Consider the following 20,830-nt stretch of genomic DNA (forward strand, 5'->3'; position numbering starts at 1 on the left):
AGGTCGAGATCGATCATGATCTTCGACCTCAACATTGCGGTTTTCGCGCCCAAACCAATGCCTCAATAGAATTCGTCTCGGAGAATCCTGGTGGAAAGATTTGTTCTCGTCGCCGGTGGCGCGGGCTATATCGGTTCGCATACCTGCCTGAAACTCGCCGAGGCCGGCTTCACCCCGCTCGTCTACGACAACCTGTCGAACGGCTGGAAGGCCTTCGCCCAATGGGGGCCCTTGGAGGTTGGCGATATCAACGACTCGGCGAGACTAGATGAGGTCTTCGCTCGGTATAAGCCCGTGGCCGTCGTCCATTTCGCGGCCTTCATCGAGGTGGGCTTCTCGGTCTCGGAGCCGGGCGCGTTCTATGCAAACAACGTGGGCGGCGCGATCACGTTGATCGAGGCCGCTCGGCGGGCCGGCGTCGACAAGCTCGTCTTCTCCTCCACCTGCGCCACCTATGGCGCGCCGGTGCGCATACCAATGGACGAGTCTCATCCCCAGGAGCCGCTCAACCCGTACGGCCAGAGCAAGCTGATGGTCGAACGGATTCTTCGGGACATGGATCAGTACAAGAACTTCCGCTCGGTCGTTCTGCGCTACTTCAATGCCGCCGGCGCGGATCCGGAAGGACGTATCGGCGAGCGGCACGAGCCCGAGACCCACGCAATCCCTCTGGCCATCGCCGCGGCCCGGGGCGAGAGGGACAACTTCACTCTGTTCGGGACGGACTACGACACGCGGGACGGCACCTGCGTGCGGGACTACATCCACGTTCTCGACTTGGCGGACGCCCACGTGCGGGCCGTAAACTGGCTCCTGGAAGGCGGCGAAAGCCAAGCTTTCAACCTCGGGACCGGATCGGGAACCACCGTGCGCGAACTCGTGGCGTCCATCGAGCGGCGGTCGAACCTTCCGTTCCCCCTTCGCCTGGCGGAGCGGCGGGCCGGCGATGCGCCGAGCCTGGTCGCCGACAACACCAAGGCGCGCGAACTCCTGGGCTGGACGCCAAAGTACGACCTTGACGCCATCATCGACCACGCCTGGGCCTGGCACGCCGACGGCGTCAAGAACCTGTCTCGCTAGTATGGGCGGATGGTCCCGGCGCATGGCCGGGACCATCGCTTTGGCCTAGGACGCTTTCGCGCCGACCAGCTCATCCATGATTTCCGCGACCGCCTCGCGCCAGGGGCGGGGGGTCAAACCGTAGTCAGCGTTGATTTTGCTGGTCGAAAGCCGTGAATTGGCCGGCCGCGTCACCGGGGTCGGATACTCCGCCGTCGTGATCGACTTCACCTCGGCGCGAGGTCCGCCACGCGCGTCGCTGAGCGCGAAGATTTCCCGCGCCAGATCCGCCCAGCTCGCTTCGCCGTCGTTGACGAAGTGGTAGACGCCGACAGGGGCGTCGGCCTCCGCGATCAGGCGCAAGGTGATCGTCGCCAAGGCCTCGGCGATGTCCTTGGCCGAGCTCGGGCAGCCCACCTGGTCGGCGACGACCGAGATCTGGTCGCGCGTTTCCGCCAGGCGGAGCATCGTCTTTAGGAAATTCGAGCGATGCGCGCTCAGCACCCAGGCGGTGCGGACCACCACCGAACGGGGATTACCCGAACGCACCGCCAGCTCGCCAGCCAGCTTGCTCGCCCCATAGACGCCGAGCGGGGCCACCGGCCGGTCTTCGCGGTTGAAGCCCTCGCCGGCGCCGTCGAAGACGTAGTCGGTCGAGACGTGAACCAGGGGAATGCCCGCCGCCTTGGTCGCCGCGGCCAGCAGGGCCGGCCCCATGGTGTTCGCGGCGAACGCCTCGGCGATCTCGGTTTCGGCCTTGTCGACCGCGGTGTAGGCGGCGGGATTGATGACCGCTGACACCGAATTGGCCGCGAACCAGTCCCGCACGCTGTCGGCGCTTGTCACGTCCAGCTCCGAGCGAGTGGGTGCCAGCAGGGTCACCCCTGCCGGCCACTTCCGCAGAAGCAGTTCGGCGCCGACTTGGCCGGCGCCGCCCGTGACCAGGATCTTCACGGCCTCAGCCATGTCCGCGCCGCGCCGTTGCATCGCGCTCGGCCAGGATGTCGCCCCACCAGGAACGATTGCCGAGATACCAGGCGACGGTGCGCTCGATGCCTTGCTCGAAGGTCACCGACGGGGTCCAGCCCAGGTCGTTGCGGATCTTCGAGGCATCGATGGCGTAGCGCTGGTCGTGCCCAGGACGATCCTTAACGAAGGTGATCTGCTCGGCATAGGAGACGCCGTCCACGCGCGGCGACAAACGATCAAGCGTGCTGGTGATGGCGCGCACCACCTCGATGTTCTTGCGCTCGGAATTGCCGCCGATGTTGTACGTTTCCAGCGGCTGGCCCTTCTCGAACACCGCCTGCAGCGCGCTGGCGTGGTCTTCGACGAACAGCCAGTCGCGAACGTTGGTGCCATCGCCGTAGACCGGCAGGGCCTCGCCGGCCAAGGCCTTGATGATCACCAGGGGGATCAGCTTCTCGGGGAAGTGATACGGGCCGTAGTTGTTCGAGCAGTTGGTCACCAGCACCGGCAGGCCGTAGGTGTGGCCCCAGGCCCGGACCAGATGGTCGGACGACGCCTTCGAGGCCGAATAGGGCGAGCGCGGATCATAGGGCGTGGTCTCGGTGAAGTAGCCCTCGTCGCCGAGCGACCCGAACACCTCATCGGTCGAGATATGATGGAAGCGGAAGCCTTCGCGCGCCTCGCCGCTCAGCTCGTTATAATAGGCCAACGCCTGCTGCAGCATCGTGAAGGTGCCCACGACGTTGGTCTGGATGAACTCGCCGGGGCCATCGATCGAGCGATCGACGTGGCTCTCGGCGGCCAGGTGAGCGACCACCTGGGGACGGAAGTCCTTCAGCGCCGCCGCGACCGCGGCTGCGTCGCAGATGTCGGCCTGCACGAACTGGTAGCGTTCGCTGCTCGCGACCGGCTCCAGCGAGCTCAGCACGCCCGCATAGGTCAATTTGTCGTAGACCAGGACCTCGTGTTCGGTGCTCTCGATCAGCCGCCGGACCAACGCCGAGCCAATGAAGCCGGCCCCGCCGGTAATCAGAATACGCACGCACAAACCTCCATTCGGCGCCCGAAGGCTCAATATTCGTTCAGCTGCATCGGGACGCCGTCATACTCGAACGGGCTGTCGAACTCGGCGAGCGTCGGCAGGACCTGGTCCTTGGCCGACAGCACCGGCCCACTCGCGGGCAGCGGCCAGTCGATGGCGAGCGCCGGATCGTTCCAGACGATCCCCCCATCGCTCTGGGGCGCGTAGACATCAGAAACCTTGTAGGCGACCTCGGTATCGGGTTCGAGCGTCACGAAGGCATGTCCGAAACCAACCGGAACGAACAACTGGTCGCCGTTCTCGCGGGTCAACTTGGCCGAGACGTGCTGACCATAGGTCGGCGACCCTTTTCGCAGATCGATGGCGTAGTCGATGATGCTGCCGCGCACGCAGCGAACCAGCTTGGCCTGCGCATGAGGCGGACGCTGGAAGTGAATCCCGCGAATGGTCCCCGTGAAGGCGGAGAAGGACTGATTGTCTTGAACGAACTGGCAGTCGATGCCCATCGCGGCGAATTTCGGAGCGTTGTAGGTTTCGGAAAACCAGCCGCGGTCATCCTCAAACCGCCGCACCTTAATCAACGAAACACTCGCCGCCATGCTCTCCCACCTCATCTACGGCACCTGGTAAAGCCAGGGCTTCCGCCACGGCGACCGCATTGCAACATGAAAGAGACGCGGTCAAGCAAAGCATGGAGCCGAGCCTAACAATTTAGCGGCTGAGCGCCCCCGCTTCAGATCAGCTGACGGATCGCTTGAATTTTCCACTTATTATTCGACATCATTTCGTCGCAAACTCTGAAGAGCCGGGACATTGATTGTCTCGATATTCGGCCGCGCCTCGATCAACCGATTCAGGCGACAGGAGAAAGCTGGAACGCCGGATTCACCCTTTTGAACTTATTGCCGGAGACACCACTCAAAGCCGAACAGATGTTTCGCATCGAGGGCGGCGGCTGCGACACCGTGTCTCTCTAGATGAACGAAGTCTGAAAACGCGGTTAAGGGTCCGCCCACCTTTCGGAGTCTAGGCTAGGACCATCAGAACCAAGATCAGTCATCAAGGTTTAGGACCATGGCTTCGTTTACGCTCCGCCCCGCCGACCGTCAGGAATTCGATTCCTTGCTCGGCGGCATCGTCCAGCAGTTCCCCGACGCCCATGTCGAGGCCGCGCACAATGACACCTGGGCGTCGTATCGCCTGGACGTGTCGTGCGAGGACCCGTCGGCCGGCCCGCTGATCGCCTGGCTGCTCGACAGCCACGCCAGCTGCCCGCGTACGTAAGACCGCTTGGGGTCGGCCTACTGGCTGACCCAGACGATCCGCGCGACCCAGGCGACCTCGTCCCGCGACAGCAGGCGGGGCTCGCCCGAGCGGCCTAGGACGACCAATTCCAAGGTCCGGGCCGTCACGCGCCCCAACTCCCGCACCAGCACCTCGCCGGCGTTCGTCCGCGCCACCACGCGGTCGCCCTTGCGCGGCTCCTGGCTGGGCGAGACCAGCAGGCGGTCGCCGTCGCGATAGACGGGCGCGAGATCGCTTCCAGCCACTTCCAGGGCGAAGAGCCCGTCGCCTAAGTCGGGCGCAGCGACCTCGTCCCAACCAGCCCCGACCGGCATCCCCGCCTCGTCGAAGAACCCGGCCTGCCCTGCCTGGGCCAAGCCGATCAACGGCGCGCCACGCGAACCCGGCGTCCGCACCGGAGTACGTTCGGTCAGGGCCGCGAATTCCGAGAAATTGACCCCCGTCGCTTCCAAGAGCTTGGCCAGACTCTCGGTCGAGGGCCAGCGCGCGCGGCCGTCGGTGTCCGCCGAACCCCGCTTGGAGCGGTTGAAACTGGTGGGGTCCAGGCCCGCCATCCGGGCCATGGCCGAAGGCGTCATGTCGAAGCGCTCGGCCAGGGCGTCTATGGCCCGCCAGATTTCGCCGTGAGAGAGGGTCGCCATCGGCGCCTCCTGAGCGTCTAGCCTTCGCCGAGGAAATTACGCCTCACGCCCTAGGAAAGTAAACCTATCACAGGCCTTCGAGTTGACGCTTACGTAAGCGTTGACGTGCGCCCGAGATCGGGTTTAGGGTGATCAACGATAACAAAGCGGCCCGGCCGCAGTAGCCAGGCCCTCTTCATTGGGAGGTTTCCATCCATGGCCGACCTGCGACGCCCCGAGCGGACCTTCACGATCCGCCAGCTGTGCAATGAATTCAAGGCGACCCCGCGCGCCCTGCGCTTCTACGAAGACAAGGGCCTGCTGAATCCGGCCCGCGAGGGCCTGAACCGCGTCTATTCCCACAAGGACCGCGTACGTCTGCAGCTGATCCTGCGCGGCAAGCGCGTGGGCCTGTCGCTGACCGAAATCCGCGAACTGCTCGACCTCTATGACGAGAACGACGAGGGCGCGGCGCAGATGGCCCGCTCGCTGAAGAAGTTCCGCGAACGCGCCAACGCGCTGGAACAGCAGCGCGAGGACATCGACAACGCCCTGATCGAGCTGCGCGAGGCCTGCAACCGCCTCGAGCGCCGCCTGACCGAAATCCGTCCCGACCTGCTGCCTCGCGCCGCCGACTACGAGCAGGTGCTGCGCGCCCGTCTCGACGGTCACGGCGAAGCGATGTTGGGCAAGTAAGACACCCTTCGACGGCGCCATCTCCGTGCAAGACGCGCGTGGGATGGCGGCCGCACACCCGCTCCCTCTTCTCAAGCTCCCTCTTCTCGTTTCCTTGGCAGGACCGCTTCATGACCTACCAGCCGCCCGTTCGCGACCACGCCTTCATCCTGCGTGACGTGCTCAATATCGATCAGCACGGCGACCTGCCCGGCTTCTCCGACGCGCCGTTCGAGACCGTCGAACAGATCCTCGAGGCCGCCGCCCAGTTCACCGGCGAGGTCCTGGCCCCGCTGAACACGGTCGGCGACAAGAACGGTTGCAAGCTGGACCCGGTCACCAACGTCGTCACCACCCCGCCGGGCTTCAAGGACGCCTACAAGCAGCTGTGCGAAGGCGGCTGGACCGGCCTCGGCTCGGACCCGGCCTATGGCGGCCAGGGCCTGCCGCACGTCGTCAACCTGGCCTTCAGCGAGATGTCGAGCTCGGCCAACATGGCGTTCTCGATGTATCCGGGCCTGGCCCACGGCGCCTACTCCGCCATCCACACCGGCGGCAGCGACGCGCAGAAGCAGACCTACCTGCCCAAGATGGTCACCGGCGAGTGGACCGGCACCATGAACCTGACCGAGCCGCACTGCGGCACTGACCTGGGCCTCCTGCGCACCAAGGCGGTCCCGCAGGCCAACGGCAGCTACAAGATCACCGGCCAGAAGATCTGGATCAGCGCCGGCGAGCACGACATGTCGGACAACATCGTCCACCTGGTGCTGGCCCGCATCGAGGGCGCCCCGGCTGGCGTGAAGGGCATCTCGCTCTTCATCGTGCCGAAGTTCTTCCCGAAGGAAGACGGCTCGGTCGGCGAGCGTAACCAGGGCGTCAAGTGCGTCGGCCTGGAAGAGAAGATGGGCATCCACGGCAACGCCACCTGCGTCATGCAGTACGACGACGCCGAAGGCTATCTGATCGGCGAGGAGAACTCGGGCCTCAAGATCATGTTCGTCATGATGAACGAAGCCCGCCTCGGCGTCGGCATGCAGGGCGTGGCCCAGGGCGAAGCGGCCTATCAAGCCGCCGTCGCCTTCGCCAAGGACCGCCTGCAGGGCCGTTCGCTGACGGGCCCGAAGAACGCCGACGGCCCAGCCGACCCGATCATCGTCCACCCGGACGTCCGCCGCATGCTGCTGGAGAGCAAGGCCCTGATCGAAGGCGGTCGCGCCTTCCTGTTCTGGACCGCCCTGCACGGCGACCTGTCGCACGTCCACCCGGACGCGGCGGTGCGTGAAAAGTCCTCGGACTACATGGGCCTGATGACGCCGGTGCTGAAAGGCTACCTGACCGACAAGGGCTTCGAGGTCTGCTCGAACGCGGTGCAGGTGCACGGCGGCAGCGGCTTCACCGAGCACTTCCCGGTCAGCCAGTTCATGCGCGATTGCCGCATCGCTCTGATCTACGAAGGCACCAATGGCGTGCAGGCCCTGGACCTGGTCGGCCGCAAGCTGGCCGCCAAGGGTGGTCGCGCGGTCATGACCTTCTTCCAGGAAGTCGACCAGTTCATCGGCGAGAACGACGCCGACGCCGATCTGAAGCCCTTCATCGAGGCCCTGGCCGCCGTGAAGGCCCAACTGCAGGACGGCACCATGTGGCTGATGCAGAACGGCCTGCAGAACCCCGACAACGCCGGCGCGGCCTCGACCGACTACATGCACCTCTTCGGCCTGACCGGCCTGGCGTACATGTGGGCGCTGATGGCCAAGGCGGCCAACGCCAAGATCGCGGCCGGCTCGTCCGACCCGTTCTTCACGACCAAGCTGGTCACCGGCCGCTATTTCATCGAACGCATCTTGCCTGACGCCGGGGCACACCTGGCCAAGCTGAAGACGGGCTCGGCGACCCTGATGGCGCTGCCCGCGGAGGCCTTCTGATCATGAGCGTGCTCAACGTCGAAAAACCCGCCTTCATGGCCGAAGAGGACATCGCGATCTTCGAGGACGCGGTGGGCAAGTTCTTCGATGAGCACGCGCCTGAATCGACGGTCGCGAAATGGCGCAAGAACCACTGCGTCGATCGCGACATGTGGACCAAATCCGGAGAGGCCGGCCTGCTCGGCCTCTCCACGCCCGAACAATATGGCGGGGCCGGCGGCGACTATCGCCACGAGGTCGTGCTGATGGACATGCTGGGGCGCAAGGGCGTCGACGGCTTCGGCATCAGCCTGCACAACGCCATCGTCATGCCGTACATCTTCCACTACGGCACGGAAGAGCAGAAGCAGCGCTGGCTGCCGCGCCTGGCCACCGGCGAGCTGGTCGGCGCCATCGCCATGACCGAGCCGGGCGCCGGTTCCGACCTTCAAGGCGTCAAGACCACCGCCAAGCAGGTCGGCAACCAGTACGTCATCAACGGCTCCAAGACCTTCATCACCAACGGCCAGACCGCCAACCTGATCATCGTCGTCGCCAAGACCGACGTGACCGGCGGCGCGCGCGGCACCTCGCTGATGATCGTCGAGACCGATGGCGCCGAGGGCTTCGAGCGCGGCCGCAACCTCGACAAGCTGGGTCACGAGGCCCAGGACACCTCCGAGCTGTTCTTCAACGACGTGAAGGTGCCGACCGAGAACCTGCTGGGCTCCGACGAGGGCCAGGGCTTCTTCCAGCTGATGGGCCAGCTGCCGCAGGAGCGCCTGAACATCGCCGTGCAGGGCATGGCGACCATCGAGCGGGCGCTGGAGCTGACCATCGCCTACGTCAAGGACCGCAAGGCGTTCGGCAAGGCGATCATCGACTTCCAGAACACCCAGTTCGTGCTGGCCGAATGCAAGACCGAGGCGACCGTGGCCCGCGTCTTCACCAACCACTGCATCGAGCAGCACCTGGCCGGCAAGCTGGACGCCGCCACCGCCTCGATGGCCAAGTACTGGGTCAGCGACCTGGAGAACAAGATCGTCGACCGCTGCCTGCAGCTGTTCGGCGGCTATGGCTTCATGAACGAGTATCCGATCGCGCGCATGTACAAGGACAGCCGCATCCAGCGCATCTACGGCGGCACCAATGAGATCATGAAACTCCTGATCGCGAGGACGCTGTGATCCTGCCCATCATCCTGCTTCTGGCCGGCCCCGCCGCCGCGCCCGCTCCGGCCTCCGACGCCCGCTCGGCCGTGGTCTGCGTGCGCGCCGCCCCGGGCCCGCGCCCGCTGACCTTTTCCGGCGAACTGGTCGGCAAGCGCCCGCAACCGGGCGCCTTCAAGCTGCCACTCACACCGCCCGGCAAGGACGTCTGCAACACGCTGCTGCGCTCCAAGATCGCCACGTGGAAGCTGGAGGTCACGACCTCGGGCTTCACGGCCTGCGAACTGCCCGCGCCGGAGTTCGGCTCGCGCCTCTACTACCGCGCCAAGGCCGCCGCCAGCGGCCTGAAGTGCGAGCCCATCGGCAAGTACCCGATCGGCAACTGGAAACAATAACGCGCCGGATCAAACCGCCGCGCTTTCAACGACACGAACACCGCTTCGCAGGAAGGAGCCATCTCATGGCTGACGCTTACATCTTCGACGCCGTGCGCACGCCGCGCGGCAAGGGCAAGAAGGACGGGTCTCTGCACGAGATCACCGCCCTGTCGCTGGCCACCCAGGTCCTGGAAGCCATCCGCGACCGCAACAACCTCGACACCCGCCACGTCGACGACGTCGTGCTGGGCTGCGTCGCCCCCGTCGGCGAGCAGGGTTCGGACATCGCCCGCACCGCCGTCCTGACCGCCGACTACGCCGAGAGCGTCGCCGGCGTGCAGATCAACCGCTTCTGCGCCTCGGGCCTGGAAGCCGTGAACATGGCCGCGGCCAAGGTCGCCTCGGGCGAAGCCAACCTCGCCATCGGCGGCGGCGTCGAGAGCATGAGCCGCGTCCCCATGGGCAGCGACGGCGGCGCCTGGCCGACCGACCCGTCCTCGGCCTTCAAGACCTATTTCGCCCCGCAAGGCGTCTCGGCCGACCTGATCGCCTCGCTGTACGGCTTCAGCCGCGACGACGTCGACGCCTACGCCGTCGAGAGCCAGAAGCGCGCCGCCGCCTCGTGGGCCGACGGTCGCTTCAAGAAGTCGGTCGTCGGCGTGAAGGACCAGCTGGGCATCACCATCCTGGACCATGACGAGACCGTGCGCGGCTCGACCACCATGCAGACCCTGGCCTCGCTGAACGCCTCGTTCCAGGGCATGGGCGACATGGCCTTCGACGCCGTCGTCACCCAGCGCTACCCGCAGGTGGAGAAGGTCAACCACGTCCACCACGCCGGCAACAGCTCGGGCATCGTCGACGGCGCCGCCGGCGTCCTGATCGGCACCAAGGAAATGGGCGAGGCCCTCGGCCTGAAGGCCCGCGCCCGCATCAAGGGCGCCGCCTCGATCGGTTCGGAGCCCTCGATCATGCTGACCGGCCCGTCGCTGGTCACCGAGAAGCTGCTCAAGAAGCTGAAGATGGAGGTCTCCGACATCGACCTCTATGAGCTGAACGAAGCCTTCGCCGCCGTCGTCCTGCGCATGATGCAGGCGCTGAACATCCCGCACGACAAGATGAACGTGAACGGCGGCGCCATCGCCATGGGCCACCCGCTGGGCGCCACCGGCGCGATGATCCTGGGCACCATGGTCGACGAGCTGGAACGCTCGGACAAGGAAACCGCCCTGATTACCCTGTGCGTCGGCGCCGGCATGGGCACCGCCACCGTCATCGAACGCGTCTGATTTCAACCGATGCTCCCCCTCTGGGGGAGCTGTCGCGGAGCGACTGAGGGGGCCATCTCGGCATAGGCCGCGCTGCCCCCTCCGGTCCTCCGGACCACCTCCCCCAGAGGGGGAGGAGCTGGAGAACGAACATGGAAAACTTCAAGATCGAGGTCGATTCCGACGGCGTGGCCCTGGTCACCTTCGACGTGCCCGGCCGCTCGATGAACACTCTGACCGCTTCGGTCATCAAGGAAATCGGCGACGTCGTCGAGCGCATCAAGAGCGACGAGGCCATCAAGGGCGCCGTCATCACCTCGGGCAAGGCCAGCGGTTTCTGCGCCGGCGCGGACCTCGGTGAACTCGGCGGTTCGGGCGGCCTGGGCGGCGGCAAGCCGGGCGAAGAGGGCCTGAAGGCCGCCTTCGAAGCCGGCTTCGCGCTGAACAAGGCGTTCCGCGCCCTGGAAACCTGCGGCAAGCCGGTGGCCGCGGCCATCAACGGCTTGGCCATGGGCGGCGGTCTCGAGATCACGCTGGCCTGCCACTACCGCGTGGTCGCCGACAATCCGAAGATCCAGTTGGCCCTGCCGGAAGCCAAGGTCGGCCTGCTGCCGGGCGCCGGCGGCACCCAGCGTCTGCCGCGCCTGATGGGCGTGATGGCCGCCGCGCCGTACCTGCTGGAAGGCAAGTCGATGAAGCCGGCCGAGGCCCTGGCCAACAAGGTCGTGCACGAGGTCGTCCCGGCCGGGACCGAGGTCGAGGCCGCCAAGACCTGGGTCAAGACCAAGGGCGACCCGGTCGCCCTCTGGGACAAGAAGGAGTTCAAGCTCCCGGGCGGCGGTCCCTACACCCCGACCGGCAGCCAGGTCTTCATCATGGGCAACGCCATGCTGCGCAAGCAGACCTATGGCAACTACCCGGCCCAGCTGAACATCATGAAGGCGGTCTATGAGGGCATGCAGGTGCCGTTCGACGCCGCGCTGCGGATCGAGACCCGCTACTTCCTGAAGACGATGATGTCGCCGCAGGCCAAGGGCATGATCCGCACCCTGTTCCTGTCCCTGCAGGAGCTGGGCAAGGGTTCGGGCCGTCCGGCCAATGTCCCGCACTACGACGTCAAGAAGGTCGCCGTCCTGGGCGCCGGCATGATGGGCGCGGGCATCGCCTATGTCCAAGCCATGGCCGGCATCGAGACCGTGCTGATCGACCAAAGCCAAGAAGCCGCCGACAAGGGCAAGGGCTATGCCGAAGGCCTGGTCAAGAAGGCCGTCTCGCGCGGCAAGCTGACCCAGGAGAAGGGCGAAGCCATCCTGGCCCTGATCCACCCGACCGCCGACTACGGCAACGTCAAGGGTTCGGACCTGGTCGTCGAGGCCGTGTTCGAGAACCGCGAGGTCAAGGCCTCGGTGACCAAGCTGGCCGAGGCCGAACTGGCCGACACCGCCATCTTCGGCTCCAACACCTCGACCCTGCCGATCACCGGCCTGGCCAAGGCCAGCGTCCGTCCGGCCTCGTTCATCGGCATCCACTTCTTCTCGCCGGTCGACAAGATGGGTCTGGTCGAGATCATCATGGGCGAGCAGACCTCCCAAGAGGCCCTGGCCAAGTCGATCGACTACGTCCTTAAGATCAAGAAGACCCCGATCGTCGTCAACGACAGCCGCGGCTTCTACACGTCGCGCTGCTTCGGCACCTTCGTGCAGGAAGGCCTGGAGATGATGGCCGAGGGCATCGCGCCCGCCATCATCGACAATGTCGGCCGCGCCACGGGCATGCCGCGCGGTCCGCTGGAGATGAACGACGACGTCGCTCTGGACCTCTCCTACAAGATCGGCGAGCAGACCAAGAAGGACCTCGGCGACAAGTACGAGGAACGTCCGTTCGCCCCCGTCCTTGAGAAGATGGTCGTCGAGCTGGGCCGCCTGGGCCGCAAGAACGGCAAGGGCTTCTACGACTATCCGGAGAACGGCCAGAAGACCCTGTGGAAGGGTCTCGCTGACCTCGCCCCGGTGACGACCACGGACGCCGACGCGACGCTGATCCAGGAGATCCGCACGCGTCTGCTGTACCGCCAGGCCGTCGAAGCCGCCCGCTGCTTCGAGGAAGGCGTCATCGTCGACCCGCGCGAGGCCGATGTCGGCGCCATCCTAGGCTGGGGCTTCGCGCCCTGGACCGGCGGCCCGATCAGCCTGATCGACGGCGTGGGGGCCAAGGCCTTCGTCGAGACCTGCGATCGTCTGGCCCAGCAGTACGGCAAGCGCTTCGCGCCGCCGGCGCTGCTGCGCGAGATGGCCGAAAAGGGTGAGACCTTCTACGGCCGCTTCGGCGTCAAGGCGAAGGAAGCGGCGTAAGCTCCCTCTTCGATCGCTGATCAAAGAGAAGGCCCGGTGGAAACACCGGGCCTTTTTCTTGTCCGAAACGGCCCCGCTTGCACCTCAGGACGCGCGTACCGACCTCTTCGGAGTGACGGAGTAGCGATATGGCCATGGCGATCGCCGACGAGACGTGGCGACGCCCCAGAGCCAGGGACCTGGCCGTTCTGGCGCTGGCCGTGGCCGCCCACGCCCTGGTGATCCTCGCTCTGGTCTCCGGCGCGCACTGGATGCCGCAACTGGTCGAGCCGCCGGTCATCGAGGCCGAGCTGCTGGACGAGATCGCGCCGCGTACGGCCACGCCGGCGCCTGCTCCGATCGCCCCCGCGCGTCACAGCCCGGCGCCTCTCTCGCCGCCGCCCATGACCGTCCCGGCCGCACCCGTGGCCGCCAAGCCCTCGGGCCCTCCCGCCATCGTCGCCCCGCCGGGCTTCACCGCCCGCAAGCTGGCCGAGGAAAGCGACCAGACCCGCGAGAGCCTGCGCGGCTCCCTCGGATGCCGGCACGAGAAGGTCGTGGCCCTGAACCGCGACCAGAAGGCCGCCTGCGCAGAGGCCGACGGCCAGCGCTCGCGCACGGCCCCGATGTACGCCGCCATCGACCCGGACAAGAAGGCCGCCTTCGACGGCGACTGCGCCAAGGACGACGACTGGTGCCTCTACCGTGTCGGCAAGGGCCCCTATCCGGGCATCTTCGCGCTGGGCAAGAAGAAGAAGCGCAAGGGCTGGGACGACTAGGACTTGCCGCCTAGGACTTGGAAACGTCCATGCCGAGCGTCGGGCCGATGCCGTCGGGATGGTCGCCGAAATAGCTGCCGCCCCGATCACGGGCGACCTTCTCCAGCCGGCTGCGGAACTTGTCGTCGAGCTGGAGCGTCGGCGCGTCCTCCGGATCCTCGCCCTCGTCCAGAGGGATCGACGCGGCGATCACCTGCCGCAACCGCTCCCCAAACCGCGCATCGTCAGCAGAGCCCTCTTCCGGCGGCGAATCGAGGAAGCTCATGACTTCCTCGAGGGCGGTTTCGTTATCGACGCGATCGGACATGGCGGAACTCCTGTTTGGAGTCGAACGGCGCCTTGTCGCCGCAGGTTCCGTCACCGCTGTCTCGGAAACTCCAATCCACCTGATCAAGGCCAAGCTGGTTCGTACTACGGCAACCTTTGCGGCGTATTGTCGCAGTCATTCGCCCTCTAGGAGAACCCCGATGGAGCCCGTCGGCAAAAGAAAGTCGACTGTCACTTGGCTCGAGGCGGGACTTTTCGCGCTCATCGCGCTTCTTGTGGTGACGATGGCGGTCTCGGTGCTGCGATAGCCCAACCGCCAGCGATCCAACGACTTCAGGAATATAAGGAAAAGTGGTGCCGCTTAGGTGACTCGAACACCTGACCCCATCATTACGAATGATGTGCTCTACCAGCTGAGCTAAAGCGGCCCACGTCGCTTCGAACCAGGGTCCGACCGCGAGGAGCGCCTACTTAGCGGGACGCGAGCCACTTGCCAAGCGTCGTCTTGCACCAGAATTGCGACGCGGCGCTGGACCCCCTTCCGGAGGCTCGGAAATCGGCGGCGCGTCGAACACGCCGGGGTCGTCCGGGATGGGCATCAGGGCGCCGCCGGTCTCGGCCGCGCGGATGAACGGCGTCGAATCCACATAGTCGGCATAGGCCGAAGGCAGCTCGGGCAGGTCGTTCATCGTCCGCTCACGGCGTTCGTGACGCGGATGGATCAGCTGGCCGGTCTCGGCGTAGCTGGCGGCGAGGCGGGCCCAGTCCTCGCGCTGATAGGCGAAGGCGCGGCCTTCAGGGTCGAGGTCGGACCAGTCGGGCTCCTGCGGGGCCTCGACGCCGCGCGCGATCCAGGCGCGGGCCTCGTCGGCGTCGCTGTTGGCGGCGGCGACGCGAGCCATCAGGCCGGCGAATCGGGCCGTCGGGGCCTCGGCGTCCAGCAGGCGGGCGGCGGCGCGGGCGGCGATCGGGTCGCCGCCGATCAGGGCGCTCTCAACACGCAGGATACGGCTCTCGCGAGCCTCGGGCTTCATCGCGGCCAGGGCGGCCAGGCGCTGGGCGCGGGCCTTGGGGGTCTCGTTGGTCTTCAGGTCGCGATAGGCCAGCCACAGGGCCGGGTGCGGCTGCGCCTTCCAGGCGGCCTCGATCAGCTGGCCGGCCTTGGCGGCCTTGCCGTCGTCGGCCAGCAGGCGCGCGGCCATGACCACGCCGGGGGCGAAATCGGGCTTGAGCTTCACCGACTGGGTCGCGAAGTCGAGCGCGCGGCTGCGGGTCTTCGGCTCGGGGCTGTCCTCCAGGCTGGCGGCCGAGGCTGCCAGCAGCGCGGCGCGGCTGCGATCGGCCACTGCCGGCGAGACGATCTTGCGCTCCAGGGCGCCCTGGACCAGTTCCAGCGCCGCGGCCCAGTCGCCGACCTCCAGCCGGGCTTCCAGCAAAGCGCGCCAGGCCCAGGGAGCGGTGCGGGCCAGGCCATAGGCGGTCTCGGCGTGACGGATGGCGGCGGCGCGGTCGCCTTCCGCCAAGGCCGCCTGCATCAGGCCGCGCAAGCCCGCCAGGCGCATCTCGGGAAAGCCGAGCATGGCGTTGTAGGCGCTCTTGGCCGCGGTCATGTCGCCGGCGGCCTCGGCGGCCTGGGCGGCCAGCACACGGACCAGACCCGGCGCGTCCTCGGCCAGTTCGGAAGACTTCTGGGCCAGGCGGCGGGCTTCTGAGCCGTCGCCGGCCGCGACCGCGAGAAAGCCGCGCGACAGGGCCTCGATCGCCGACTTGCGCTTGGCCTCGGCGCGGGCGCGGGCCCGGCGGCGCGGCGCCTCGACGATCCAGATCACCCCGCGCCACAGCAGGGTGAACAACAGGGCCGAGAACAGGGTCAGCAGGGCGGCGGCGGCGGCCGTCATCTCGACCCGCCAGCCCATCCACTCCAGCGAGGCGCGGCCAGGCTCGCCGGTCAGGGCCAGGACCGTGACCGCGACGGCGGCGACCAGGAAGAGGGCGAAGGCGACGCGGGTCATGGATTCGTCCGGGTGACCCGGGACAGGCCGGTCAGGGCGTCGGCTCGGATGGCGGCGACGCGGCGATCGATCTCGATCCGGCGGTTGGCGGCGTTGGTCCAGGGGGCCAGCACGTCGCGCGCGGTGTCGGGGATGGCGTCCAGCGCCTGGACCGCGCCCTCGACATCGCCGTCATCCAGCAGCGCCTGGGCCCGGGCCAGCATGGCGTCGGGAGTCGAGCCAGTGGTCGAACCGACATGGCGGATCGAGACGATGCCGGAGAGGGCATAGCGAATTCGCGAGAAGAGATCGGCGTCGGGGCCCGGATTGCGCGCGGCGCTGGCGGCGCGGCCGGCCAGGGCGCCAAACTGGATGGAGAGACCGGCGCGGGTCGGCGCGCCCTGGGTCGAGAGACGCTCCAAGGCAGCCAGGTCGGGCGAGGACGGCAGGACGCGCTGCAGGCCCGCCAGCTCTTGGGAGAACGGACGCGAGGTCTCGGTCGCCTCGGCCAATGCCGAGACCGCCAGGGCGCTCGCGGCGGCGTCGGTCACGCCCTTCTGACTGGATTCCAGGGCGGTGATTCGGCCGTCCAGGCGATCCAGGTCGGCGGCGGGCGGGACGACGGCGGTCGTCCCGGTCTCGACCGGCAGGGCCGTCCCCGGGGCGACGCGGTCGGCAACAGAGTGCGGGCTAGGCGCGGCCGAGACTTCGCCGCCGGTCGGCGCGCCCTTGGGCTTGAACAGGGTCGGGCCGTAGTGGGCGACGCCAGCGCCCAGGGCGACGCACAGCACGCAGAGGATCAGCCAGATCCACACGCCAGGCCCCATCACGCGGCGGCGGGCGTACAGCGCCGGATCGCTGGGGGCGACGATTTCAGCGGGATCGGGAGCGGCGTTCATGAGGTCCATTCGTGCCCCACGCCGCGTTGCTTCGCAACGCCGTGCTTAGGCTTTGAGCAGGTCCAGCAGCGCGGATTCGTCCGGACGCGGCGCGAAGGTCACAGACCCGGGTTCGACGAGATCGCGCAAAGGCGCGGCGACGGCTTCGGACAGGCACAGGAACCGCAAGGCCGGCCCGGGTCGTTCCCGCAGGATCGCCGCCAGGACGCGCGCGGCGCGCGGAGAATGAAGAAGCGCCGTCACCGGACCATCCAGCCGCGCCAGGGTCTCGTCGGAGGGCGCGCGGTCAAGCGTCTCGTAGACCGCCACGCCCTTGGCCATCACCCCGCAGCCACGCAGCATGCCGACCAGATCGCCGGCCGGCTCCCTGGCCCCGGCCCACAGCACCGGCCCGGACGCGCCGGCGGCGATCAGGTCGCAGAGGTCCTCGACATCGCCGTCGGCGCTGGAGACCGAGGCGAAACCCTCGACATGCGCCGCCTTGGCCGTGGCCCGGCCGACCGCGAACACCGGCAGGCCGCGCTCGTCGGTGAGGCGCGCGAAGGCCTCCACGCCGTTGGCGCTGGTGAAGGCGAGCGCCGTGACATGGGAGAGATCGAAGTCGGCGTCCAGGGTCTCGACCGCCAGCAGCGGGTCGACGAGGACCTCGAACCCCAGGTCCCGCACGCGCTCGGCGGTGGCCAGGGCGCCGGGGCGGGCGCGGGTGATCCAGACCGGTCCGCCCGCAGCCATGCCGTTACTCCGGCAGCAGGATGGCGTCGCCGCCTTCGACGCGGACCTCGGCGCCGAGCTTCAAGCCCAGCTCGCGGGCCTCGGCGATGTCGTTCGCACCGGAGAGCGTGATCTCGCCATGGCGGCGGAAGCGCTGGGCGCCGTCCGGGGTCAGGGCCTCGACGATCATGGTGATGCGCGAACCGTCCAGCACCGCGCGGGCGCCGATGGCCGTGCGGCACGAGCCTTCCAGGGCGTAGAGCGCGCCGCGCTCGGCGGCCACGGCGATGGTCGTCTCGCGGCAGCTGACGGCCTGCAGCCACGGGGCGTGGGCGTCTTCCAGGCGGGTCTCGATGACCAGCGCGCCTTGACCGGGCGCCGGCGGGGCGGCGTCGGGATCGAGCCAGCTCCGGGTGATATGCCCGAGGCCCAGGCGGTTGAGGCCCGACTGGGCCAGCAGGATGGCGTCGGCCTCGCCGCGCTCCAGCTTGGCCAGGCGGGTGTCGACATTGCCGCGCAGCATGACGATCTCGAGGTCGGGCCGCACGTGCAGGGCCTGCGCCTGGCGACGCAAGCTGGCGGTGCCCAGGCGCGCGCCCTTGGGCAAGTCTTCCAGCCGCTCGGCGACATGGCTGATGAAGGCGTCGCGCGGGTCTTCGCGTTCCGGCGTCGCGGCCAGGATCAGGCCCGGCGGCAGCTCGGCCGGCATGTCCTTCAGCGAATGGACGGCGCAGTCGATGCGGCCGTCCAGCAGGGCTTCCTCGATCTCCTTGGTGAAGAGGCCCTTGCCGCCGATCTCCATCAGGCGGCGGTCCTGGATGCGGTCGCCGCTGGTGACGATCGGGATCAGCGGGGCGGCGGCCTCGATCTCTTCTTTCGAAGCGCCTTGCGGCACGCCCAGGGCGTGCGCGATCCGCGCCTGCATCAGCCCCGACTGGGCCAGGGAGAGCTTGGAGCCACGCGCGCCGATGCGGATGGGAGGTTGCCGGGACACGGTCGGAACGTTACCTGCGGAGACGAGATTTCATCTTCGCTGCTACAGGAGCGGCGGGAAGCCCGCAAGAAATGACCACCCCTAAGGATTCCGCCCTCACCATCCTCGGCCTGGAGACCAGCTGCGACGAGACCGCGGCCTCGGTCCTGCGCCGCGACGCGGACGGGACGGTCACGGTGCTGTCCTCGATCATCGGCACCCAGTTCGAGAAGCACGCCCCGTTCGGCGGCGTCGTGCCCGAGATCGCCGCCCGCGCCCACGTGGAAGCCATCGACGCCATCGCCGCCGAGGCCATGCGCGCCTCGGGCCTGTCGTTCGACGACCTGGACGGCGTCGCCGCCACGGCCGGTCCGGGCCTGGTCGGCGGGGTGATGGTCGGCCTGGCGTTCGGCAAGGCCGTGTCGCTGGCGCGCGGCGTGCCGCTGGTCGCCGTCAACCACCTGGAAGGCCACGCGGTCTCGGCCCGCCTGGGCGCCGACATCGCCTATCCGTTCCTGCTGCTGCTGGTCTCGGGCGGACACTGCCAGCTCTTGGAAGTTTCCGGCGTCGGGGCCTGCAAGCGCCTGGGCACCACCATCGACGACGCGGCCGGCGAGGCCTTCGACAAGATCGCCAAGAGCCTGGGCCTGCCCTATCCGGGCGGTCCGGCGCTGGAGAAGCTGGCCGTCGGCGGCGACGCGACCCGCTACGCCCTGCCCCGCGCCCTGCTGGGCCGCAAGGACTGCGACTTCTCGTTCTCGGGCCTGAAGACCGCCGCCGCGCGGATCGCCGAGACCCTGACGACCGACGACGAGCGCCGCGACCTAGCCGCCGCCGTCCAGTTCGCCATCGCCCGCCAGCTGTCCGAGCGGGTCGATCGGGCGATGAAGCTCTACAAGGAAAGCCACGGCGCCGAAGACCTGCGCTTTGTCGTCGCCGGCGGCGTGGCCGCCAATGGCGCGGTGCGCGCGGCCCTGCTGGCCGACTGCGAGAAGAACGGCTTCAGCTTCGCCGCTCCGCCGCTGGCCTATTGCACCGACAACGCCGCCATGATCGCCTTGGCCGGCGCCGAGCGGCTGGCCCTGGGCATTTCCGACGACCTCGACGCCGTCGCCCGTCCGCGCTGGCCGCTGGACGAGGCCGCGGCGCTGGCCAATCCCGCCAACGCCTACGGACGCAAGGGAGCCAAGGCATGACCTTCCACCACGTAGGCGTCATCGGCGCCGGCGCCTGGGGCACCGCCCTGGCCCAGGTCTGCGCTCGCGCGGGCCTGCAAGTGACGCTCCAGGCCCGCGAGCCCGAGGTGGTGGCGGCCGTCAACGAAAAGCACGAGAACGCCGTGTTCCTGCCCGGCATCGCGCTGGAGCCGGGGATCAAGGCGGTGACCGACCTGGCGGGTCTCGCCAACTGCGATCTGATCCTGGCCGTCGCGCCGGCCCAGCACCTGCGCGCGGCCCTGACCGCCTTCGCTCCGCACCACAAGGCCGGCGCGCCGATCGTGCTGTGCTCCAAGGGCGTCGAGCAAGGCTCGCTGAAGCTGATGACCGATGTGGCCGGCGAAGCCCTGCCCAGTGCGCCGATCGCGGTGCTGTCGGGGCCCAGCTTCGCCGGCGAGGTGGCCCGCAACCTTCCCGCCGCCGTCACCCTGGCCTGCGAGGACGAGGCCCTGGGCCGCGCCATCGCCGAGGCCATCGCCATCCCGACCTTCCGCCCCTACACCGCCAATGACCTGATCGGGGCCGAGGCCGGCGGGGCGGTCAAGAACGTCCTGGCCATCGCCTGCGGCATCGTCGAGGGCAAGGGCCTGGGCCGCAACGCCCACGCCACGGTGATCACCCGCGGCTTCGCCGAACTGACCCGCCTGGCCGTCACCTTAGGCGCCAAGCCCGAGACCGTCGCCGGCCTGTGCGGCCTGGGCGACCTGGTGCTCACCTGCTCCAGCCCGCAGTCGCGCAACATGAGCGTCGGCCTGGCCCTGGGCCAAGGCTTGACCCTGGAACAGGCCCTGGCCGGCAAGGTCTCGGTGGCCGAAGGCGTCGCCTCGGCGCCGGCCGTCCGCGCCCTGGCCCGCAAGGTTGGCGTCGAGGTGCCGATCTGCGAGGCCGTCGCCGCCATCCTGGCCGGCGAGGTCGCGGTCGACGCCGCCATCCAGGGCTTGCTTTCGCGCCCCCTGAAATCAGAAGCTTAAAACCAGCAAGGACCGCCGCATGGCCCTCTTCGTCGTCTACTGCAAGGACAAACCCGGCGCCCTCGAGCTGCGCGCGGCCACCCGCCCGACCCACCTGGACTATCTGAACGGCGCGGGCCTGGTGAAGGCCGCCGGCCCGCTGCTGGATGACGCCGGTTCGCCGATCGGCTCGATGCTGATCATCGAGGCCGAGGACCGCGCCGCCGCCCAGACCTTCGTCGACAACGACCCCTACACCCTGGCCGGCCTGTTCGAGAGCGTGGCCATCGACGGCTGGCGCGTGGGCGTCGGCTCGATCGGCTGA

The 20,830-nt window shown here is 68.0% G+C and carries 21 protein-coding genes and 1 tRNA gene; 12 read left to right on the forward strand and 10 right to left on the reverse strand.

All coding sequences use genetic code 11. The features are described from left to right. Positions 1–90 precede the first annotated feature (90 nt). A complete protein-coding gene (gene galE / locus AC07YH_RS13535; protein ID WP_494747506.1) occupies positions 91–1,080 on the forward strand; it encodes a UDP-glucose 4-epimerase GalE in 990 nt (329 codons plus the stop codon). Between the two features lie 45 nt (positions 1,081–1,125). On the opposite strand, the gene rfbD is transcribed toward galE, so the two are convergent. From rfbD to rfbC, 3 genes are read right to left on the reverse strand one after another with little or no spacing between them, the layout of a single operon-like run. Next, the gene (gene rfbD, locus AC07YH_RS13540; RefSeq protein ID WP_494747507.1) at positions 1,126–2,013 is read right to left on the reverse strand and encodes a dTDP-4-dehydrorhamnose reductase; all 888 of its coding nucleotides are present in this window, start codon (positions 2,011–2,013) and stop codon (positions 1,126–1,128) included. Between the two features lie 4 nt (positions 2,014–2,017). Then, complete coding sequence (rfbB, locus tag AC07YH_RS13545) at positions 2,018–3,070, reverse strand: dTDP-glucose 4,6-dehydratase (RefSeq protein ID WP_494747508.1); 1,053 nt, start codon at positions 3,068–3,070, stop codon at positions 2,018–2,020. 29 nt (positions 3,071–3,099) lie between these two features. Further along, positions 3,100–3,669 carry a dTDP-4-dehydrorhamnose 3,5-epimerase gene (rfbC, locus tag AC07YH_RS13550; protein ID WP_494747509.1) on the reverse strand — a complete coding sequence of 190 codons (570 nt, stop codon included), beginning with the start codon at positions 3,667–3,669 and terminating at the stop codon, positions 3,100–3,102. A 475-nt stretch (positions 3,670–4,144) separates the two neighbouring features. Here rfbC and AC07YH_RS13555 point away from each other — a divergent pair, with 475 nt between their 5' ends. Beyond that, positions 4,145–4,354, forward strand: a complete 210-nt coding sequence (locus tag AC07YH_RS13555) for a hypothetical protein (RefSeq protein WP_494747510.1) — start codon at positions 4,145–4,147, stop codon at positions 4,352–4,354. A 17-nt stretch (positions 4,355–4,371) separates the two neighbouring features. Here the strand turns inward: AC07YH_RS13555 and AC07YH_RS13560 are convergent, their stop codons facing one another. Further along, a complete protein-coding gene (locus AC07YH_RS13560) occupies positions 4,372–5,016 on the reverse strand; it encodes a S24 family peptidase (protein ID WP_494747511.1) in 645 nt (214 codons plus the stop codon). A 195-nt stretch (positions 5,017–5,211) separates the two neighbouring features. On the opposite strand from AC07YH_RS13560, the gene AC07YH_RS13565 reads away from it, so the two are divergent. The 7 genes from AC07YH_RS13565 to AC07YH_RS13595 all read left to right on the forward strand — a co-directional run bounded on the left by AC07YH_RS13565 (position 5,212) and on the right by AC07YH_RS13595 (position 13,497). Then, positions 5,212–5,691 carry a MerR family transcriptional regulator gene (locus tag AC07YH_RS13565; RefSeq protein WP_494619727.1) on the forward strand — a complete coding sequence of 160 codons (480 nt, stop codon included), beginning with the start codon at positions 5,212–5,214 and terminating at the stop codon, positions 5,689–5,691. 110 nt (positions 5,692–5,801) lie between these two features. Next, the gene (locus AC07YH_RS13570) at positions 5,802–7,595 is read left to right on the forward strand and encodes an acyl-CoA dehydrogenase C-terminal domain-containing protein (protein WP_494747512.1); all 1,794 of its coding nucleotides are present in this window, start codon (positions 5,802–5,804) and stop codon (positions 7,593–7,595) included. Between the two features lie 2 nt (positions 7,596–7,597). Beyond that, a complete protein-coding gene (locus tag AC07YH_RS13575) occupies positions 7,598–8,761 on the forward strand; it encodes an acyl-CoA dehydrogenase family protein (protein ID WP_494747513.1) in 1,164 nt (387 codons plus the stop codon). After that, positions 8,758–9,138, forward strand: coding sequence for a hypothetical protein (locus AC07YH_RS13580; protein WP_494747514.1), 381 nt, complete (start codon positions 8,758–8,760; stop codon positions 9,136–9,138). The genes AC07YH_RS13575 and AC07YH_RS13580 overlap by 4 nt, the downstream gene beginning before the upstream one ends. Before the next feature lie 65 nt (positions 9,139–9,203). Further along, the gene (locus AC07YH_RS13585; RefSeq protein ID WP_454713585.1) at positions 9,204–10,409 is read left to right on the forward strand and encodes an acetyl-CoA C-acetyltransferase; all 1,206 of its coding nucleotides are present in this window, start codon (positions 9,204–9,206) and stop codon (positions 10,407–10,409) included. Positions 10,410–10,540: 131 nt separating this feature from the next. Continuing rightward, the gene (locus AC07YH_RS13590) at positions 10,541–12,739 is read left to right on the forward strand and encodes a 3-hydroxyacyl-CoA dehydrogenase NAD-binding domain-containing protein (protein ID WP_494747515.1); all 2,199 of its coding nucleotides are present in this window, start codon (positions 10,541–10,543) and stop codon (positions 12,737–12,739) included. A 128-nt stretch (positions 12,740–12,867) separates the two neighbouring features. Further along, positions 12,868–13,497: a hypothetical protein gene (locus AC07YH_RS13595; protein ID WP_494747516.1), complete on the forward strand. Its 630-nt coding sequence runs from the start codon at positions 12,868–12,870 to the stop codon at positions 13,495–13,497. A 10-nt stretch (positions 13,498–13,507) separates the two neighbouring features. Here the strand turns inward: AC07YH_RS13595 and AC07YH_RS13600 are convergent, their stop codons facing one another. The 6 genes from AC07YH_RS13600 to hemC form a co-directional block, all read right to left on the reverse strand. After that, entirely contained in the window at positions 13,508–13,804 is a 297-nt protein-coding gene (locus AC07YH_RS13600; protein WP_494747517.1) for a hypothetical protein, read from the reverse strand. Between the two features lie 312 nt (positions 13,805–14,116). Beyond that, positions 14,117–14,192, reverse strand: a tRNA-Thr gene (locus tag AC07YH_RS13605). A gap of 39 nt (positions 14,193–14,231) precedes the next feature. Further along, complete coding sequence (locus AC07YH_RS13610) at positions 14,232–15,776, reverse strand: heme biosynthesis protein HemY (RefSeq protein WP_494747518.1); 1,545 nt, start codon at positions 15,774–15,776, stop codon at positions 14,232–14,234. Then, entirely contained in the window at positions 15,773–16,654 is an 882-nt protein-coding gene (locus tag AC07YH_RS13615) for a COG4223 family protein (RefSeq protein ID WP_494747519.1), read from the reverse strand. The genes AC07YH_RS13610 and AC07YH_RS13615 overlap by 4 nt, the downstream gene beginning before the upstream one ends. Before the next feature lie 45 nt (positions 16,655–16,699). Next, positions 16,700–17,386, reverse strand: a complete 687-nt coding sequence (locus tag AC07YH_RS13620; RefSeq protein WP_494747520.1) for a uroporphyrinogen-III synthase — start codon at positions 17,384–17,386, stop codon at positions 16,700–16,702. A gap of 4 nt (positions 17,387–17,390) precedes the next feature. Beyond that, entirely contained in the window at positions 17,391–18,359 is a 969-nt protein-coding gene (gene hemC, locus AC07YH_RS13625; RefSeq protein WP_494747521.1) for a hydroxymethylbilane synthase, read from the reverse strand. Positions 18,360–18,430: 71 nt separating this feature from the next. Here hemC and tsaD point away from each other — a divergent pair, with 71 nt between their 5' ends. Genes tsaD through AC07YH_RS13640 form a run of 3 tightly spaced genes read left to right on the forward strand, consistent with a single transcriptional unit; the run spans position 18,431 to position 20,830 of the window. Beyond that, positions 18,431–19,534, forward strand: a complete 1,104-nt coding sequence (gene tsaD, locus AC07YH_RS13630; RefSeq protein ID WP_494747522.1) for a tRNA (adenosine(37)-N6)-threonylcarbamoyltransferase complex transferase subunit TsaD — start codon at positions 18,431–18,433, stop codon at positions 19,532–19,534. Then, a complete protein-coding gene (locus tag AC07YH_RS13635) occupies positions 19,531–20,526 on the forward strand; it encodes an NAD(P)H-dependent glycerol-3-phosphate dehydrogenase (protein ID WP_494747523.1) in 996 nt (331 codons plus the stop codon). Before tsaD ends, AC07YH_RS13635 begins: the two co-directional genes overlap by 4 nt. Positions 20,527–20,545: 19 nt before the next feature. After that, positions 20,546–20,830 (forward strand): YciI family protein, encoded by a 285-nt coding sequence (locus AC07YH_RS13640; protein ID WP_494747524.1) that lies wholly within the window; start codon positions 20,546–20,548, stop codon positions 20,828–20,830.

It is taken from the genome of Caulobacter sp. GW456-12-1-14-TSB4 (assembly GCF_059424195.1).

Excerpts from the sequence above, each read along its gene's own strand:
- AC07YH_RS13560 (WP_494747511.1), bottom strand. The coding sequence starts at position 5,016 with ATGGCGACCCTCTCTCACGGCGAAATCTGGCGGGCCATAGACGCCCTG.
- tsaD (WP_494747522.1), top strand. The coding sequence starts at position 18,431 with ATGACCACCCCTAAGGATTCCGCCCTCACCATCCTCGGCCTGGAGACC.
- AC07YH_RS13565 (WP_494619727.1), top strand. The coding sequence starts at position 5,212 with ATGGCCGACCTGCGACGCCCCGAGCGGACCTTCACGATCCGCCAGCTG.
- rfbC (WP_494747509.1), bottom strand. The coding sequence starts at position 3,669 with ATGGCGGCGAGTGTTTCGTTGATTAAGGTGCGGCGGTTTGAGGATGAC.
- AC07YH_RS13635 (WP_494747523.1), top strand. The coding sequence starts at position 19,531 with ATGACCTTCCACCACGTAGGCGTCATCGGCGCCGGCGCCTGGGGCACC.
- AC07YH_RS13585 (WP_454713585.1), top strand. The coding sequence starts at position 9,204 with ATGGCTGACGCTTACATCTTCGACGCCGTGCGCACGCCGCGCGGCAAG.
- AC07YH_RS13595 (WP_494747516.1), top strand. The coding sequence starts at position 12,868 with ATGGCCATGGCGATCGCCGACGAGACGTGGCGACGCCCCAGAGCCAGG.
- AC07YH_RS13570 (WP_494747512.1), top strand. The coding sequence starts at position 5,802 with ATGACCTACCAGCCGCCCGTTCGCGACCACGCCTTCATCCTGCGTGAC.
- AC07YH_RS13575 (WP_494747513.1), top strand. The coding sequence starts at position 7,598 with ATGAGCGTGCTCAACGTCGAAAAACCCGCCTTCATGGCCGAAGAGGAC.
- AC07YH_RS13615 (WP_494747519.1), bottom strand. The coding sequence starts at position 16,654 with ATGAACGCCGCTCCCGATCCCGCTGAAATCGTCGCCCCCAGCGATCCG.
- AC07YH_RS13620 (WP_494747520.1), bottom strand. The coding sequence starts at position 17,386 with ATGGCTGCGGGCGGACCGGTCTGGATCACCCGCGCCCGCCCCGGCGCC.
- AC07YH_RS13610 (WP_494747518.1), bottom strand. The coding sequence starts at position 15,776 with ATGACCCGCGTCGCCTTCGCCCTCTTCCTGGTCGCCGCCGTCGCGGTC.
- AC07YH_RS13600 (WP_494747517.1), bottom strand. The coding sequence starts at position 13,804 with ATGTCCGATCGCGTCGATAACGAAACCGCCCTCGAGGAAGTCATGAGC.
- AC07YH_RS13590 (WP_494747515.1), top strand. The coding sequence starts at position 10,541 with ATGGAAAACTTCAAGATCGAGGTCGATTCCGACGGCGTGGCCCTGGTC.
- AC07YH_RS13640 (WP_494747524.1), top strand. The coding sequence starts at position 20,546 with ATGGCCCTCTTCGTCGTCTACTGCAAGGACAAACCCGGCGCCCTCGAG.
- AC07YH_RS13555 (WP_494747510.1), top strand. The coding sequence starts at position 4,145 with ATGGCTTCGTTTACGCTCCGCCCCGCCGACCGTCAGGAATTCGATTCC.